This window comes from Streptomyces sp. SM1 (genome assembly GCF_002910825.1).
Classification (GTDB): domain Bacteria; phylum Actinomycetota; class Actinomycetes; order Streptomycetales; family Streptomycetaceae; genus Streptomyces; species Streptomyces okerensis.
Genome location: NZ_NEUB01000633.1, coordinates 14,102 through 32,066, shown reverse-complemented (window position 1 = coordinate 32,066; position 17,965 = coordinate 14,102). Strand labels below are relative to the sequence as shown.

The 17,965-nt window shown below is 67.4% G+C and carries 11 protein-coding genes and 1 tRNA gene; 4 read left to right on the top strand and 8 right to left on the bottom strand.

The window, feature by feature from the left end; genetic code table 11:
• Nucleotides 1-177: 177 nt before the first annotated feature.
• Complete coding sequence (locus B9S61_RS16215; RefSeq protein ID WP_103542912.1) at nt 178-1,428, top strand: M6 family metalloprotease domain-containing protein; 1,251 nt, start codon at nt 178-180, stop codon at nt 1,426-1,428.
• Between the two features lie 40 nt (nt 1,429-1,468).
• Here the strand turns inward: B9S61_RS16215 and B9S61_RS16210 are convergent.
• The 8 genes from B9S61_RS16210 to B9S61_RS16175 form a co-directional block, all read right to left on the bottom strand.
• Nucleotides 1,469-1,542 (bottom strand) — tRNA-Lys (locus tag B9S61_RS16210).
• Nucleotides 1,533-2,135 (bottom strand): bifunctional DNA primase/polymerase, encoded by a 603-nt coding sequence (locus B9S61_RS16205; protein WP_103542896.1) that lies wholly within the window; start codon nt 2,133-2,135, stop codon nt 1,533-1,535. The genes B9S61_RS16210 and B9S61_RS16205 overlap by 10 nt, the downstream gene beginning before the upstream one ends.
• A 137-nt stretch (nt 2,136-2,272) precedes the next feature.
• Nucleotides 2,273-2,638, bottom strand: a complete 366-nt coding sequence (locus tag B9S61_RS16200) for a hypothetical protein (protein ID WP_103542895.1) — start codon at nt 2,636-2,638, stop codon at nt 2,273-2,275.
• A 110-nt stretch (nt 2,639-2,748) separates the two neighbouring features.
• Nucleotides 2,749-3,159: a type II toxin-antitoxin system VapC family toxin gene (locus tag B9S61_RS16195; RefSeq protein WP_103542894.1), complete on the bottom strand. Its 411-nt coding sequence runs from the start codon at nt 3,157-3,159 to the stop codon at nt 2,749-2,751.
• Nucleotides 3,156-3,380: a hypothetical protein gene (locus B9S61_RS16190; RefSeq protein ID WP_103542893.1), complete on the bottom strand. Its 225-nt coding sequence runs from the start codon at nt 3,378-3,380 to the stop codon at nt 3,156-3,158. The genes B9S61_RS16195 and B9S61_RS16190 overlap by 4 nt, the downstream gene beginning before the upstream one ends.
• Before the next feature lie 218 nt (nt 3,381-3,598).
• Nucleotides 3,599-4,279: a DUF2238 domain-containing protein gene (locus B9S61_RS16185; RefSeq protein ID WP_103542892.1), complete on the bottom strand. Its 681-nt coding sequence runs from the start codon at nt 4,277-4,279 to the stop codon at nt 3,599-3,601.
• A 221-nt stretch (nt 4,280-4,500) separates the two neighbouring features.
• On the bottom strand, nt 4,501-4,704 hold the full coding sequence (locus B9S61_RS16180; RefSeq protein WP_103542891.1) for a DUF397 domain-containing protein: 204 nt from the start codon (nt 4,702-4,704) through the stop codon (nt 4,501-4,503).
• A gap of 8 nt (nt 4,705-4,712) precedes the next feature.
• On the bottom strand, nt 4,713-5,564 hold the full coding sequence (locus B9S61_RS16175; RefSeq protein WP_103542890.1) for a helix-turn-helix transcriptional regulator: 852 nt from the start codon (nt 5,562-5,564) through the stop codon (nt 4,713-4,715).
• 217 nt (nt 5,565-5,781) lie between these two features.
• On the opposite strand from B9S61_RS16175, the gene B9S61_RS16170 reads away from it, so the two are divergent.
• The 3 genes from B9S61_RS16170 (at nt 5,782) to B9S61_RS16160 (ending at nt 17,827) form a co-directional block, all read left to right on the top strand.
• Nucleotides 5,782-6,216, top strand: a complete 435-nt coding sequence (locus B9S61_RS16170; protein WP_103542889.1) for an ATP-binding protein — start codon at nt 5,782-5,784, stop codon at nt 6,214-6,216.
• A gap of 312 nt (nt 6,217-6,528) precedes the next feature.
• Nucleotides 6,529-10,770, top strand: a complete 4,242-nt coding sequence (locus B9S61_RS16165; RefSeq protein WP_258039685.1) for a LamG-like jellyroll fold domain-containing protein — start codon at nt 6,529-6,531, stop codon at nt 10,768-10,770.
• A 124-nt stretch (nt 10,771-10,894) separates the two neighbouring features.
• A complete protein-coding gene (locus B9S61_RS16160; protein ID WP_258039684.1) occupies nt 10,895-17,827 on the top strand; it encodes an RHS repeat-associated core domain-containing protein in 6,933 nt (2,310 codons plus the stop codon).
• The last annotated feature ends 138 nt before the right edge of the window (nt 17,828-17,965 follow it).

Below are 17,965 nucleotides of genomic sequence, written 5' to 3'. Positions count from 1 at the left end.
CGGCTGTGGTTGGCTCGATCGGGTGTATGGCGGCTGTGGTCGGCCCGCTCGGGTGCACGGCGGTTGTGGTCCGCCCGCTCGGCAGCACGGCTCCGGCGGCTCGCCCGCCGCTCGGAGGCACGGCTGTGGCCGGCCCGTACCGCCGGCGTGCGCCCCCGTCTGCGCAGCACGGCGGCGATGTGCACCACCATGTCGGCGCTCGCGGCGACCTCCATGGTGAACGTCCCCTCCGGGACCGAGCCGTTCTCCGCGGCACCCTGCGCCCTCACCCGCACCGACGCCCACCACTCCGAGGGCCTGGACACCTGGAACGCCGCCTACCCCCGCCCGTCCCGCACGCTGGACGCGGTAATGGTGTTCCTCTCCTTCCCAGACTCCCACCCCCTGACCACTCCGGCCGAACTCACCGCCGACCACTTCCCCGCCACCAGCCGCTTCTTCCAGCGGGCCTCCTACGGCAGGTTCACCCTGCGCCCGCACCCCCTGAGCAGGTGGATCCGCATGCCGCGCCCCTCCACCGAGTACGCCATACAGCGCGACTGGACCGTCGCCCACCGCGCGGCCTACCTGCGCGACGCGCTCGCCGTGACCGACCGGCACGTCGACTACTCGCGCTACGACGTCGTCTACTTCGTCGCCGACCCGGACGCACCGGGCGTGGACTCCGACGCCACCAAGGTCGTCAACCTGGACCGCCCCCTGCGCGCCGACGGCACCGACATCCGCCGGGTCGTCACGGTCTTCGAGGACCACCCCCCGGACCGGCTCGTCCTCGCCCACGAGACCGGCCACGTCTTCGACCTGCCCGATCTCTACCACCGCCCGGTGGACGGCAAGGGCGACTGGGACACCCACGTCGGCGACTGGGACCTGATGGGAAGCCAGTTCGCCCTCGCACCGGATCTCTTCGGCTGGCACAAATGGAAACTGGGCTGGCTGGAACCCCGCCAGGTGCGCTGCGTACGGGGTGCGAGCCCGGTACGGCTGACGCTGGAGCCGCTGGGAGCGGGGCCGGGAACACCGGTGACCGGAGCGGCGGGCGCGCCGTCCTTCGGCCTCGGACGCGGCACCAAGCTCGCGGTCGTCCGCACCGGCGCCGACACCGCACTCGCGTTCGAGGCGCGGGGGCCGGTCGGCAACGACGCGGCGGCCTGCCGGGAGGGGGTGCTGGTCTACCGGGTGAGCGCCGACACCCGCTCCGGACGCGGCCCCATCGAGGTCATCGACGCCCACCCGCTCACCGAGGCCTGCTGGGAGGACTCCGTCTACCCACCCCTGGCCGACGCACCGGTCGCCGCCGGGGAGAGCTTCACGGTGCCGGGGACGTCCGTACGGGTGGAGGTGGAGGGCCGTACGGCAGCGGGGGCGTGGACGGTGAAGATCAGCACGGGATGGCGGCCGGACACGGACGGACGCGGCCGCACATGAATGAGGCCCCCCGCTCGCGCGAGGGGCCTCACTCATGTCGTGCGCCGCCAGGGACTCGAACCCCGGACCCGCTGATTAAGAGTCAGCTGCTCTAACCAACTGAGCTAGCGGCGCCTGCTGACGTCGTAGACATTAGCACCACGATCGGGGGGAGGAAAAATCGATATCCGCACGGCCGCGCGGGCGGCCCGCACGGCCGCCCACAGCAGCACCTCCGGGCCCGGCAGCCAGGGGCGACGCGTATCGGGGGCGACCAGCCAGCGGGCGGCGGGCACGGGCCCCACGGGCTCGGCGGGGTCAGCCGGTCCGGGCGCCGGGATGGTCACCGCGTCACCGGCCCCGTGGCACAGCAGCGGCGGAACCCCGTCCGTCCGCGCACCGCGCGCACCCCACTCCTCCCACTCCAGGAGGGCCGGCAGCCGCTGCGCCGTACCGGGCGGGGCGAAGAGCAGCATCCGCCCGCGGAACTCGGCCACGGGACCGGAGCCAGGCCCCTCCTCCCACATCCGGTCCAGCATCCGCCGCCCGAAGACCGCGGGCACGCTCACCACGTCGAAGACCACACCGCAGGGCAGTACGACCGGGGCGCCCGGCCGCTCCCCCCAGTGCGAGAGCGTGCTGCGCGGATACGTTCCGGCCGAGGCGAGCCAGGCGGCACCGTCCGGGGTGACACCGCTGACGTCGGAGACATTCCGTGTGCTGCTCATGACGCATACATCTACCGTGTGTGAGGGAACGGTTCCGCAGGGTTGCGTGAAGTGCTGACGCGCAGCTGGACGAACGCGTATCCTGCCCACCCACCCGGCATATGCCACGCCCGTTCGAGCGTGTGTCGCCGCGAGGCTCACGCGGGGTCCGTGCGCCCCGGCCCGTCCCCGCCGCGAAGCAGCTCCCGCCCGAACTCGACCATCTTCTTCGCGTAGTCCTCGGTCCACTCGGCGCGCTCGGCGATGTCCGCCGTCGTCAGCCGGTCGAAGCGCCGGGGATCCGCCAGCTGGGCCGCCGCCATCGCCTGGAACTCGGTCGCCCGGTCCGTCGCGGCCCGGAACGCCAGCGTCAGCTCCGTCGCCCGCTCCAGCAGCGCGCGCGGATCCTCGATCGACTCCAGATCGAAGAAGTGCTCGGGATCCGAGGCCGCCTCCGCGGGCTCGAACAACAGGGGCGCGGGCCGTAGCCGCGGCTGCTCCCGGCGCGGCGCGTGCTCCGCCATGAGGTCTCCTCCACTTGCCTCGCGATCGACCCCCGGTAGGCGGGCCACCGTCCATTGTCCCGCGCCCGCGCAAGAGGGCGTCGACGCTCACGATGAGAGCCCGCGGCTCGCTACGGCAGCAGGGTCAAGGCAGCCACGTGGGTGGGCCGGACGATGTTGAAGTGGCGACGGTCCAGCGTCGCGATGTTGACTGCGCGGAACTTCTCCGCCACGGCCACGACGAAGGCATCCGCCGTTCCCAGGGGAAGATCCGCGTACCGCTCCACCAGATCGGCGGCCCGCGAGGCATCGGACGGAGTGACGGGGACGAGGTCGTAGACGCCGTCGGCCACATCACGCAGGAAATCGGACTCCGCCTTCACCCCGGCCCGGCTGGAGAGCATGTAGCCGATCTCTGCCACGAGTGGTGACGGCAGCAGCAGCGGGCCGGGATGGTTCTCCAGGAGACGCACGCAAGCGGAGTGGTGCTTGTCTTTACGATTGGCCGCCGCGACCACGGGGCCAGTGTCGATCACGATCACGCGCTGCGCTGCTCCTGACCGTCCCATGCCTCATGAACGATGTCCTTCGCGCGCGCGCCGAGGTCCGGGTCGCCGTCGAAGGAAGCGGTCGTGCGAAAGCGCCGACGAGGGCGCTCACCGCGCTCCACCTCGGCCCATTCGCGCAACAGCTCTATGGCATCCATCAGCCGGTCCTCCGGCAACGCATCCAGAAGGCGGTGTGCTTCCTCGCGAACGGTCATACCGGACAGTCTACGGTCCGCAGGGCGCTGCGGTCCCCGGTCTTCCGCAGAGGCAACGGCGCCACCGGGACATCCGCTCCTGTCGCCACCTGCGGCCGGGGCTGCTATCGGCGTCATTCCATTTCGCACACCTTCTGTGCCTGCTGAGCACGCTCGACCTCGGCGCTCTCGTGACGTGGAAGAGCGTTTGGAAGTGACCAGGTGTGCCGCCGCATCGTTCAGGCCTTCGTGGGAACCTCCAGGCGGGCAAGGCTGCGGTCGTGCGGGCGCCGGAGGAACAGGAGCGAGGCGGTGGCGCCGATCAATGCGCAGAACATGTCCCACTGGGTGTCCCAGACATCACCCTGCGTCCCCAGGAACGCGTCGGCCGCCTGTCCCCCGGTCACGGCCGCCAGCCACTCCAGCATCTCGAAGGTTGCGCTGAAGGCGAGGCAGGCGCAGACCGTCAGCGGGGCGAGCCAGCGGCTGCCGCGCAGGGGCGAGGTCCGGACGAGCAGTTCCCGGACCAGGATCGCCGGGACGAAGCCCTGCATGAGGTGCCCGAAGCGGTCGTAGGGGTTGCGCTCCAGGCCGAACCACTCGCGCACCCAGTCACCGGCCGGAACGTCCGCGTACGTGTAGTGCCCGCCGACGATGAGGACGATGGCGTGGACGGCCAGAAGGCCACAGAGCAGACCGCTCAGCGGGAACCGCCGGCGAAGCAGGACCGCCATCGGCAGGCCCACCATCACCCACACCGTCTCCAGCACCCACGTCGTCGGGTCCTTGGCGCCGAACGCCGACACCACGAGCGCAGCAGCGACGAGGACCGCGAGGACGGCAGGCAGTCGACGGCGACTATGGCCCGGGACCGAAAGCGTGCCGTTCGGTGATCCGACGGACGCGGGGAAGGACGACATCAGCGGCTCCTCATCTTCAGGGCCCCCGACAGTCCGTCTTTCCCTGCCGTCCGGGGGTACCGCCATCCTCAACGCACCCCGACGTCCCGGCATGAGTACACCTACTCAACCGCCATGCCACAGCCCCTTGTTGATTCCCTGAGGAGCCATGGTCGGCGGCATGCCGGGATCACGCTCGACGTAGTCACATGGGTGCCTCGCGGCCGCGTCTGCCGAACGGTTCATTCCACGTCGAGTGCCTTGAGGCTGCCGAGACGGGCGGTGAACGCGCTGAAGGCGGTGGTGGGGAAGGTGAGCGTGGCCCGGTCCGGGGCCTTGGAGTCGCGGACGGCTATGAGGGGGTGGCGGTGGGCGATCTCTACGCAGGCATTGCCTTCACCGCCGCCCGAGTAGGACGACTTCTTCCAGATGTCAGGGGTCGTCATGACGGATTTCACAGCTCCTTCGCCAGCCTGTGGATGAAGTCACGCGAACGCTCAGGCTCGAGCGATGCTGCCTCCACTTTATGGAAGAGCGTTCGAAAGTGGCCCAGTTGTGCAGCCGCGTCGATGAACACCGTGCCGTTCGGGCCATCACACACCACGGTGTCCAGCTGAGGGACGGGCCCGCCCGCGTACACCATGGCGCTTCCGGCCCCGCCGAATCCGTCCAGTTCGAAGGGGATGACACGAACGGTGACCGCGTCGGCTTCGGACGCTTCCACGATGCGGGCGAGTTGGGCGCGTGAGGCGGGACGGCTGCTCACGCGGATACGGAGAGCCGCTTCGTGGATGACCGCCACATACGGCACCGGATCAGGACGGTCGATGACAACGCGGCGCCGCATACGGTGCTCCACCCAACGAGCCCTCTCGCTCTCGGGGAAGTCGGGACTCACGTAGGAGAAGAGCGCCCGCGCGTAGTCCTCGGTCTGCAGCAGGCCCGGGATGTGCAGAAAGTCGACGTCCCACCGGAAGGAGGCGTGATGTTCCAGCTCGGAAAGGTCCAGGAAGGAGTTGGGCAGCGTGCCCCGGTACTCCTCCCACCAGCCGCGGGTACGGCCGGCTGTCATCACCACGAGCGCTGACAGTAACTCGCTGTCGGAGCACGCGTAGTGGGCGCCGAGGCGTCGTAGCCGTTCCTCGCTCACACCGGCGATGCCGGACTCCATCTGGCTCATCTGCACGGAGTTCACGCCGAGCAGGCTTGCCGCCTCGGTGGCCTTGAGTCCCGCCGCCTCGCGCAACTTCCGCAGCTCCGCGCCCAACCGTGCCTGGCGTGCGGTGGGTTGCCGTCTGGGCGGCATGGCTTCCTCCTCGCCTCAATGGCTGTGACCGGGCGACCCGTTCGGGGGCAGATTACGCGAACGGCTTGCTGAGTAATAAATCTATGCCCTACTTTCAGTCACACAGCGCCTACGTTGCGCAATGCGTGGTCCGGAAGTGCACCGCTCTGTCCTGCCATGACGGATGCGGCAATGACACCGGCTCCTCCTCCAGCCCTTCCACCGGACAGGAATCGACATGCCCGAAAACGACCCGTGGGAGTACTCCCTCTCCATCCCCAACGACACCCGCGCCGTCACCATCTGCCGCCGCACTCTCCGTCTGATCCTGACCATGCACGGCCTGATCCGCCTGGTCGACGTGGCCGAACTTCTCGCAACGGAACCGGTGTCGAACGCCGTACGTCACACCAAGGGCCCCGCCGCCCTGCGGGTGCGCTGGTCGGAGGCCGGCGTGCTGAGGCTGGGTGCGTGGGATGCGGACCCCTCCCCGCCGGAGCCACCGCAGCCGCTGGACCTGGCCGTCGACCGGGAGGACGGCCGAGGGCTGGCGCTGATCAGAGCGTGCGCCGACGTGTGGGGCTGGCAACCGCTGGTCAGGGACGGTAGCCGGGGCAAGTACATCTGGTGCGAACTGGGCCCGGACGTGACATCGGGGAGCCGCGTCGAGTGATCGGGCGAAGAGGCGGATTGTGCCGACCGGGCTTCGCCCCAGCATCTCCCGGGGGAGGTGTCACGCCGGCTTGAGAGGTGCCACACCACACACACAGCCATAGCGTGATCAAGCCTCACGTACCCATTCCCAAACGTAACGATCCTCACGTGCACTACATGAATCCGCGACGCCAATGTCCGTTTGCTACCCGTTGACCTGACGTTCGGTAACGAGGTGGGGTACGGAAGGCAACTGTGTGGGCTCTGTGGGTGGGGTGTGGCGGGGATGTGGGGCCGAAGTCAAGGCAGTGCCAGGGCCATTGGCGTCCTGATGGGCGCAGCGTTAGCCGTCGGGTCGGCTCCGGCGCTGACCGGTGAGGCTGTGGCCGGCGTGCCGGATTCGCCGGTTCCGCCGAGAAGCGCGGCGAGGACCGTCGGCCATGACGCCGGTGGCCTCACGGAGGCCGAAGCGCTGGCCAAGGCCAAGAAGACCGGCGAACCCGTGGAGATCGTGTCGCTGCGCGGGGAGGCGAGCGAGGTCTTCGCGACCCCGGACGGTCGCCTTCAGGCGCGTGAATACCTGCGTCCCGTCTGGACACGCATCGACGGTGGTTGGGAGCGGATCGACACCGACCTGACGGCCACGAACGAGGGCACCATCGCCCCCGAGGCGTCGACGATAGATCTGGAGTTCTCCGGCGGAGGAGAGAGCCCGCTGGTGCGTATGGAGCGCGCCGGGCGTGAGCTGAGCCTGACCTGGCCGACGCCGCTGCCGAAGCCCGAGGTCGCGGGCCCGGTTGCCACCTACCCGTCGGTGCTGCCGGATGTCGATCTGCGGATGACGGCGCAGCAGGACGGGTTCACCCAGTTGCTGGTGGTCAAGTCGGCGGAGGCGGCCGCGAGCCCGGAACTCGCCCAGTTGCGGTTGGAGCTGGATACACGTGGCCTGTCGGTGGAGGAGACCGAAGAAGGCGGACTACAGGCGCTCGACAAGGGAGCCGAGTCGCCGGTCTTCGAGGCCCCGCGGCCGATGATGTGGGATTCGAGCCCGGGGGAGAGCCCGGCGGGCGCGGAACCGAGCAAGGCGGCAGCAGGTGAGAAGGCGGAGGGCAGGAGCGCGTCGGCCGGCGCGGCAGCGGAGTCAGGCGATCAGCCGGGCGCCGGGGAGTCGGGCAAGCTCGCTCCCGTCGGGGTCGAGGTGGCGGACGGGCAGGACGAGCTGGTCCTGACGCCGGACGCGGATGTGCTGAAGGGCGAGGACACCATGTATCCGGTCTTCATCGACCCGCAGTGGTACACCCCTAAGGCCACCGCATGGACCATGGTCTCCAAGTACTGGGCCAACTCGCCCCAGTGGAAGTTCAACGGCGACTCCGACTCGGGCCTGGGCTACTGCAACTGGAACTACTGCGCGCCCCATGACACCAAACGCCTCTTCTACCGCGTACCCGTCTCCGCGTTCGCGGGGCGCAGCATCCTCTCGGCAGAGTTCGTCGTGCGCAACACCTGGTCGGCGTCATGCTCCGACCGAGGCGTGCAGCTATGGCGCACCAAGGGGATCAGTTCGTCCACCACATGGAACTCCCAGAACGCCTCGGGCTTCTGGATAGACCACCTCAAGACCGAGAGCTTCGCGTACGGGTACGACGGGTGCGCCGCCAAGGACGCCGAGTTCGACGTGAGGTCGGCGGTACAGCAGGCCGCGAACGGCAAGTGGTCGACGATGACCTTCGGTCTGCAGGCGTCGAGTGAGAGCGACGGCTACGGCTGGAAGCGGTTCTCGGACGACGCCTATCTGCGGGTGAAGTACAACCGTCCGCCGTCCCAGCTGAAGATGTCGCAGCTGACGATGGAGTACGGCGGTACCTGCAAGACCCCGTCCTCCCTGGCCCGCGTCCGCACACTCGGCACGATCCGCGCGAACAACGTCACGGATCCCGACGGTGACAACGTCGGCGTGCAGTTCCAGGCGCAGTGGGACGGGGGATCGTGGAGTCCCACCCGCGCGGCGGGCAAGGCGTCGGGGTCGTCGTTCGCGATTTCCCTGCCGTCGTCGATCCCGCAGAACAAGACCGTCAGGTGGTACGCCCGGGTCTTCGACGGGGCACAGTACTCACCGTGGTCGCATGCCGGGGCCGCGTCGGCGTGCTACTTCGTCTACGACACCAGCGTGCCGCAGGCACCGACGGTGAGCTCGGGCGAGTACCCGGAGTCGGATCCGTCCAACCCCGAGGATCCTTGGTACGACGGAGTGGGACAGTACGGGTCGTTCACCGTCGACGGCGTCAACTCGGACGTGACGACGTACTGGTACGGCGTCAACGGTGACCCGACCTCCAGGAACAAGATCACCACATCGGGTGGCGCCGCACGGATCGCGAAGGTGCTGCCGGCCGAGCCCGGCGTGAACTTCTTCACCGCGCAGGCCTTCGACTCCGCCGGCAACGGCAGCGAGATCCGCACCTACCAGTACCGGGTCAAGGCAGGCCAGCCCGACCGCGCGACATGGCAGATGGACGAGGGCGCCGGGGCGAGCCAGGCGGAGGGATCCACACCCCCGCGCACACTGAGACTCCTCGGCGGCACCACCGCCGGAGTCGAAGGCGCCGTAGGTACGGCGGTGCGGTTCAACGGTACGGACGGCTACGCCGACACCGACCTCTCACCGGTCAACACCAACCAGGGCTTCACCGTCTCCGCATGGGTCAACTTCGACGAGCAGCCCACCCACTCGATGGTGGTGGCGACCCAGCCGGGCAACATCATGGCAGGCTCCGAGCTCTACTACTCCCCGGTCCACGGCTGGGTGTTCAACCAGCATGCGTCGGACGCCGCCGGTGCCACATCGGTCATGGCGAAGGCCGCCACGCCCGCCCCGGTCACGGTGGGCAAGTGGACGCACGTCGCCGGGTCCTACGACGCGACCCTGGACCGATTGCGCTTGTACGTCGACGGTCAACTGGTCGGCGAGAAGGCCTGGTCGACCCCCTGGAACGCCCGCCGCGGTCTGCGGATCGGGGCCGGTTCCTACAGCGGGACGCCCGGCAACTTCTTCTCCGGCGCCATCGACGACGTGCAGATCTTCAGCCGGCAACTGGAGGACAGCGAAGTCACCCAGCTGCATGCGAAGCAGACCGTCGGCGACCCGGGCCCGCCCGCGATCGCGGTGTTCCCCCTGGACGAGGCAGCCGACGCGACAGAGATCGTCGGACACGGCGAAGTGATCCCGGCGACCTACCACGGGACGGTCACCACCGGTGTGCCGGGAGTCGCCGGGAAGGCCGCCCACTTCGACGGCACCACCGGCTACGGGAAAATCGGTGAGACCAGCGCCCCGCATGTGAACACCTTCCGCAGCTTCACCGTCTCGGCCTGGGCCAAACTCGACTCCCTGTCGTCCCAGAGCGGCGTGGTCGCGCTGCAGGCCGGCAAGGAACGGCCCGGGATGGAGCTGTACTACTCCGCCGCCGCCCAGCAGTGGGCCTTCGCCCAGTACACCGCGGACTCGGCGGACGCGGGCATCGCCCGTGTCATGCAGCCCACCGGCGCCAAGGCCCACGCCGGGGAGTGGGCACACCTGGTCGGCGTGCACGACACCGACGACAACACCCTCACCTTGTACGTGAACGGCACGAAGGCCGGCTCAGTCACCCAGAACAGCCCCTTCTTCGCCGACAGATCGATGTACCTCGGAACCGGAAGCTTCAGCGGAGCCACGCAGTACTTCTTCCCCGGCACCATCGACGACGTACGGGTACAGGACCGGCCGGTCTCCGCCGAAGAGGTGCAGCAGATGTTCAAGCAGCGGCCCCTCCTCAAGAGCCGGTGGACCTTCGAGACAGCGTCCGGCACCCCGTTGACCACCCCAGATGCGTCCGCGTCGGGCAACGACATGACGCTGCACGGTGGCGCGACCCTCGGCTCCGGATGGGTCGACGGCGGCGTCGACCTCGACGGCGTCGACGACTACGGCGTGACGTCAACTGTTCCGGTCGACACCAGCGCAAGCTTCACGGTCTCCGCGTGGGCCCAGGCAGCTGCCCTCCCCAGCAGCAGCGCTGCACTGCTCAGCGTGCCTGGTACGGCCCAGAGCGCCTTCACCGTCCGATACGAACCCAGGGCCTCGGATGCCGGTCCGGGCCACTGGCGGATCGCGATGGCTTCGGTGGATTCCACAGACGCCACCGTCAACCATGTGGACAACGGACAGTTCTTCAGCCCCACCGAATGGACACACCTGGCTGTCGTCTACGACGGCTTCGCCAAGCACCTCTCGCTGTACGTCAACGGACAGCTTGAAGAAGTCGCCTGCACGGACGGCGACGGTGACGGTGAATCCGACGACATCGCCTGCGAGGACCGGCTTTCCTGGGCGGACGACGTGCTCTCGTTCAAGTCGGTACAGCCGATGCAGCTCGGCCGTGCCAAGAGCGGAAGCATCTGGGGCGACTACTGGCCGGGGGCCGTGTCCGACGTGTGGGCCTTCCAAGGCCCACTGACGGCAGGCCAGGTTCAGCAGTTGTCCGAGGGACTGCCCGGCGCGCCCACCGAGGTGCCCGACGGGGACTTCTGAGAGGAACGGTGCCGGGATCGGACCCGGCACGGTCGCCCCTCTCCGTTCGCCAGACCAACCCACAGCCCATTGCCTGTGCCGCCGGGCAGCACGGCCCGAAGCGAAACGAAGGAACTGAGACAGGATGAACGGCAGATTCGCCAAGCCGCTTCGGGTACTGCGGCGACGTGTAGCGCTGGCCTCGGCCGCCCTCATGGTCGGGACACTCCTCCAAGCAGTGACGCAGCCCGCCGCCGCTGTCGGCGACGACCTGTCGGCCGTTCCCGCAACCTTCGAGAAGCCCATCCCCGGGACAACGGGCAAGACCAAACCGCGCACCCTGACCAAGGGCCCTCGCACCCCCGTCAAAGTACCCGAGGATGCTTGGCCGAAGGCGATGGTGGTTTCGGCGGAGCTGCCCGAGCCTCGTGCGAAGACACGCAGCACGAAGGCCGTCCGTGTCCCGGGCACACCGCTGACCCTGGATGCCGGGGCAACAGCAGCCGGAACAAAGAGCGCCAGCGGCAGCGTCGAGACGCGCGTCCTCAGCCGCAAGACATCTGAGCGGGCCAGGGTCGATGGTGTCCTTTTCTCCTTGCGCGGCAAGGAGACCTCGGCCCACGCAGCACAGATCAGCACCACAGTGGACTACTCCACCTTTGCCGGAGCGTACGGCGGCGGCTACGCCTCCCGGCTGACCCTGGTCGAACTCCCCGCGTGCGTGCTCACCACACCCGACAGGCAAGCCTGCCGTGCGGCCAAGCCCGTCGAGACGGTCAACGATCCCGAGAAGCAGACCCTTACCGCATCCAGCGTGCCCCTGCGCACGACCGCTCCCACCGTTCTGGCGGCCGTGGCCGCGACGGAGAGCGCGAAGGGCGACTACAAGGCGACCTCGCTCTCGGCGTCAGCGACCTGGAGCACCGACCTCAACACCGGCGCCTTCGGCTGGTCCCACAACATGCCGGTGCCTGACGTGCCCGGCGGCCTGACCCCGAACGTCGGGTTGTCCTACTCCTCCGGCTCCATCGACGGACGAACCGGCAACACCAACAACCAGGCCTCCTGGGTGGGTGACGGGTTCGACCTGTGGCCCGGGTTCATCGAACGCCGCTACAAGCCCTGCGCCGATGACGGACAGACGGCGGACGACGGCATCAACAAGCCGGGCGACCTGTGCTGGGCCTATGACAACGCCTACCTGTCGCTGAACGGCAAAGCCGGCGAACTGGTGCCCACCGGCACGGACAAGTGGAAGCTGAAGCGCGACGACGGCACGAAGATCGATCGGCTCCGCGGATCCGGCAGGGCGAACGGCACCCACGACGGCGAGTATTGGAGAGTCACCACCCCGGACGGCACCCTCTACTACTTCGGCTACCATCGGCTCCCCGGCTGGTCGGACGGTAAGGAGACCACCGACTCCACCTGGACCGTGCCGGTCTACGGCGACGACGCCGGTGAGCCCTGCCACGCCGGCACGTTCGCGGACTCCTGGTGCCAGCAGGGCTGGCGCTGGAACCTCGACTACGTCGTAGACACCCACAGCAACGCTGTCACCTACTACTACGACAAGGAGGGCAACTACTACGGCCGGAACCTGGAGGCCGAGGACGGCACCCCCTACGTACGCGGCGGCACCCTCGACCGCATCGAGTACGGCCTGAAGTCGTCCTCGCTCTACGGCACCAAGCCGCTTGCCAAGGTCACCTTCACCAACAGCGAACGCTGCCTGAAGGACTCGAACACCACCTGCTCCGACATCGACGCCGACTCGGCCTACTGGTACGACACACCCTGGGACCTGGACTGCGACAGCGGCGAGGACTGTGATCAAGGGCGACTGTCGCCGGCCTTCTTCACCACCAAACGCCTGACCCAGGTCACCACCCAGGTTCTGGACGGCAGCGCCTACAAGAATGTCGACTCCTGGAAGCTGAATCACCGCTGGGGTATGGCCGACACCGACTACCAGCTGCTGCTCGACTCCATTCAGCGCACCGGCCACACCGGTCCCACCGCGACCCCGGCCATCACCCTGCCGAAGACGACCTTCGCCTACACGCAGCTCGAAAACCGCCTGGACAAGACCGGCGATGGCTATCCCCCCTTCGTCAAGGACCGCCTGTCCACGGTCGCGGACGAATCCGGCGGCCAGATCGACGTCGACTACTCCGCACCGGCCTGCTCCTTCAGCGCGCTGCCGACGCCCGAGACCAACACCACCCGGTGCTTCCCTCAGTACATCGGCGGTAGCGCCAGCGACGATCCCGAACTGCAGTGGTTCAACAAGTACGTCGTCACCTCGGTGATCGCCACCGATCGCACGGGCGGAGCTCCCGACCAGGTCACGAGCTACAGCTACCTGGGCGGTGCCGCCTGGCACTACGACGATGACGACGGCCTGACGAAGGAGAAGTTCAAGACCTGGTCCCAGTGGCGCGGCTACGGGCATGTGAGGGTGCAGACCGGCGGCCATGGCGGCGCCCCGGCCATGAAGTCCCAGCAGGACAGCTACTTCCTGCGCGGTATGGACGGCGACCGCAAGAACACCTCGGGCGGCACCAAGGACGTCACGGTCTCTCTCGGCGCCGGCGAAGGGGATCCGATCACCGACCACGAGTCGGCAGCGGGCTTCGCCTACAAGACCGTCACGTACTCCGGTCCTGGCGGCAAGGTGCTCGGCAAGACGGTCAACCGGCCGTGGCACCACCAGACGGCGAAGAAGGAACGCTCCTGGGGCACAGTGACGGCCAACTTCACCGGCACCGCGAACAGCCGCACCTGGACCTCGCTCGACGACGGCGTAGGCGCCGAGTGGCGCACGACCTCCTCCGCCACCACCTACGACACCGTGGCCGGCCGTGTCGTACAGGTGGATGACCACGGCGACAACAGCGATGTGGACGACAACACCTGCACCCGCACCACCTACACCGCCAACACCAGCAAGAACATCCTCGGCCTGCCGTCCCGGGTCGAGACGGTCTCCACAGGATGCGGCACCACCCCCAGCCGCCCGGGAGACGTGATCTCCGACATACGCTCCGCCTACGACGGCGGCTCCTACGGCGCGGATCCCAGCAAGGGCGACGCCACAGCCACCGCGGTGCTGAAGAAGTACGACGGCACCACCGCCGTCTACCTCGAATCCGGCGCCACCCATGACGGATACGGCCGCACTCTCACCAGCACCGACCTCACCGCGAACGTGACCGTGACGGCGGCCGGAGCCCTCACCCGCACCCCGCGCGACGACGGCCGCACCATTACCACGGTGCGCACCCCCACGACCGGCTTCCCCACCACCGTCGAAACCACCACACCCCCCGCCACGCCGGGCGACACGTCCACGGCACAGACCTCGACCACCACCCACGAGGTCCTGCGAGGACTGCCGCTGACCCAGAGCGACACCAACGACAAGGTCACCAATTTCGCTTACGACGCGCTGGGCCGCTCCTCCAAGGTCTGGCTGGCTGACCGTCGAACCGATCAGACCCCCACCTACGAGTTCACCTACACGATCACTGAGGGCGAGCCCGTCGCCGTCGGCACCAGGACGATCGGGAACAGGAGCGTGCAGAGCACCTCCTACGTCCTCTACGACGGCTTCCTGCGGCCACGTCAGACCCAGGACCCCGGCCCGGACGGCGGAGCCCTGCTCACCGACACCTTCTATGACGAGCGAGGGCTGGCGACCTACGAGTTGGCCACCTACTACATCGTCGACGCACCCTCCACCGAGCTGTTCTTGCCGGATGACGCCCTCAGCGTCGAGACACAGAACCGCACCGCCTACGACGGCCTCGGCAGGGCCGTGGAGAGCAAGCAGATCGCCGGCAACGGCGACGGCGGTACCGTGCTCGGCATCACCAGGACCCTGTACGGCGGCGACCGCGTCACCACCATCCCGCCCGTCGGCGGCACCGCCACCACCGTCCTCACGGACGCTCGCGGACAGACCACCGAACTACGCCAGCACCACACCCGCAGCGCCACCGCGGCCTACGACACGACCCGTTATCGGTACACACCGCGTGGCGAGCTGGACCGGATCACGGACCCGGCCGGCAGTTCATGGACCTACACCTACGACCTGCTCGGTCGGCAGACCAAGTCCGTCGACCCGGACAAGGGCACGACCGTCAGCGAGTACGACGACCGTGGTCAGTTGGTCACTACCGACGACTCACGCCCCAACGCCGACGCGCCTACCCTGTGGTACTCCTACGACGGCCTCGGCCGGCAGACGGAACTCCGTGAGAGCTCATCTACCGGACCCCTCCGCGCCGAGTGGGTCTACGACACCATCAGCGGAGCCAAGGGCCACCTCGCCGAGTCCACCCGGTACGACGACGGAAGCGCCTACACCAGCAAGGTCGTCGCCTACGACCGCCTCTACCGCCCGCAGCGCACCTCCATCACGATCCCCGCTGCCGAAGGCGCCCTGCAAGGCACCTATCTGAGCACCGCAACCTACGACGTCACCGGCCTGGTCAAAGGCAATGGCTACCCCAAGGCCGGTGGTCTGCCTGCTACTTCTGTCACGTACACCTACGAGGACCAGACCCTGCGCCTCATCGGTACGAGCAGCAGGCAGAGCATCGGATCCACCGTCAGCTACAGCCTCACAGGCAAGCCCCAAACCTACGAACTGTCCCACGGGAGCAGTACGAAGGTAGAAGCCAACAACACCTATGAGTGGGGTACCCAGCGCCTGGCCACCTCGCGCATCGACCGTCAGGGCATAAACGGCGTCGATCAGCACAACACCTACCGCTACGACGAAGCCGGCAACGTCCTGTCCGTATCGGACGTATCCCGCTCCGGTACCGACACCCAGTGCTTCACCTACGACGGACTGCGTCGCCTGACCGAAGCATGGACCCAGGCCGTTCCGACCTGCTCCACCGCCCCCAGTGGCACGTCCTTGGGCGGTCCCGCCCCCTACTGGCACTCGTACACGTATGACAAAGCGGGCAACCGCCAGACCGAAGTCATCCACGATGTCACCGGCAACACGGCCAAGGACACGAACCGCACCTACACCTACCCCGGCGCGCCCAATGCTCAGCCGCACACTCTGACCTCGGTCACCACAGCGGGTCCGACGGGAGAGTCGAAGGACACCTACACCTACGACGAAGCCGGCAACACCGCGACCCGCACGCTCGCCGGCGACACCCAGAAGCTCACCTGGGACGCCGAAGGACACCTCGCCAAGGTCACTGAGCCGGTGGAGGGAAGCAGCGACAAGGTCACCGAATACCTCTACGACACCGAGGGCAACCGCCTCATCGCCCGGACACCGACCGAGACCACCCTCTACCTGGGCGCGACCGAAATCACCCTGGCCAAGGGATCCACCACCCCGAAAGCCACGCGCTACTTCGACCTCGGCGGCGGCCACCAGGCTGTCCAGCAGGATGACGGCGGCGTCTCCATCACCCTGGCCGACCACCACGGCACCGCCCAGCTCGCCATCGACACCGCCACCCAGCAGCTGACCCACCGCCGCACCCTCCCCTTCGGCGGCCTCCGCGGCACAGCACCGACCGACTGGCCAGGCACGAAGGGCTTCGTCGGCGGCACCGACGACACCAAGACCACCGGGCTGACCCACCTCGGTGCCCGCGAATACGACCCGTCAACCGGCCGCTTCATCAGCGTCGACCCCCTCCTGGAACTCGACAAACCACAAACCCTCAACGGCTACACCTACGCAGCCCAGAACCCCCTCTTCTTCTCCGACCCCACGGGGCTTGGCCTGGCGTGTGGGAAAGGGTTCAGCGAAGGCTGCGGAACCGGCGTGCAGACCCATGCTGACGGAAGTCTCTCTGTTAACGGGAACCCCACCGGTGGCGGAAACGCTTTTCAGAAGAACAAGGTTGGTGGGTCTGCCCACGATGAGCCCGTGACCGTCAGGGCCTATGGGGGCTCCATTACCATCCAGGGTGTATACATTCCCACCCAGGAAGAACTCGTGGAGAATTTCCCCTATTATCACGAGAACCTTTCCTACGATTCCAACCTGAAAAACTGGGCGCGCGCGCAATGTGGCGGTTCGTTTAGTGCATTTTGTTCCGCAGCCGGAAAGCTCGGGTGGTTTGGCGGAAACCCCGAGGTGGATATTCTCGAAGTCCTCGGTGTCCGAAACTATGTCGAGTGCTTCAAGGGTAATGGCTGCAAGGCGGCAGCAGTGGATGTGACGGTAACGGCTAGTACCGCTGCCGTTGGCAAAGTGCTCAAGGTTATAGGCAAAGCCTTTGTGCAAGCCCTGAAGAAGAGTGACAGTGTACCTATTGCATGTTTGGTCAGTTCCACTCACAGCTTCGTACCAGGTACCGAAGTTCTCTTGGCAGATGGCACCACGAAACCCATCGAGGATGTCGAAGTCGGCGAGAAGGTTACTGTCACTGACCCCGTGACAGGGGAGACCACTGTTCGGGAAGTCGTCGGCACCATCGTCACGGAAGACGACAAGCACTTCGTCGACATCTCGCTGGCGACGAGCGACGGTGTCGCTGTGCTGGCGGCAACGACCACCCACCCCTTCTGGTCCAGCTCTGAGAGTCGATGGGTGGATGCGGGCCAACTGGAACCCGGCATGACCATCCGCACCGTGGATGGTCATGCCGTGACCGTAGTTGGCGTGCGCAAGTACACAGAGCGGCAACGTACCTACGACCTGACGATCAACCACATCCACACGTACTATGTGCTGGCTGGCAAGACTCCGGTACTCGTTCACAATTCCGGCGGCTGCCCTGATCTGGACGCTCTTTCGCAGAGCGGTATGCGCGCGGCCAAGGGGAAGACGACTCATGCAGGACGCGAGTATCAGAAGCACATGAACCGCGGGGATCTGCCTGTGGTTCCAGGGAAGCAGTTGAAATCGGCCGGTCAGGATCTGCTGGATGACATTCTGACCAACCCGAAAACCGCTACGTCGCCTGTGAATTCTGGCAACTTCGCTGGCGGGTCGCGGTACATCATGCCGGATCCGGCCGGTGGGCGCGGAATCGGGGCGACGTTCGACGCAAATGGTCAGTTCCAATACTTTGGGCGGTATTAGAAATGTTGGCAATCCAGCCGTGGGATGCTCGGGCCCACAATGGTGCCAGTGTTGCTGAACTCCAGGAAGCTATCGCAGGCGAGGTCGTGCGAACGGTCCGCTATGTGGCGTTGCGTGGGAACAGCTGGCCCGAAGGGC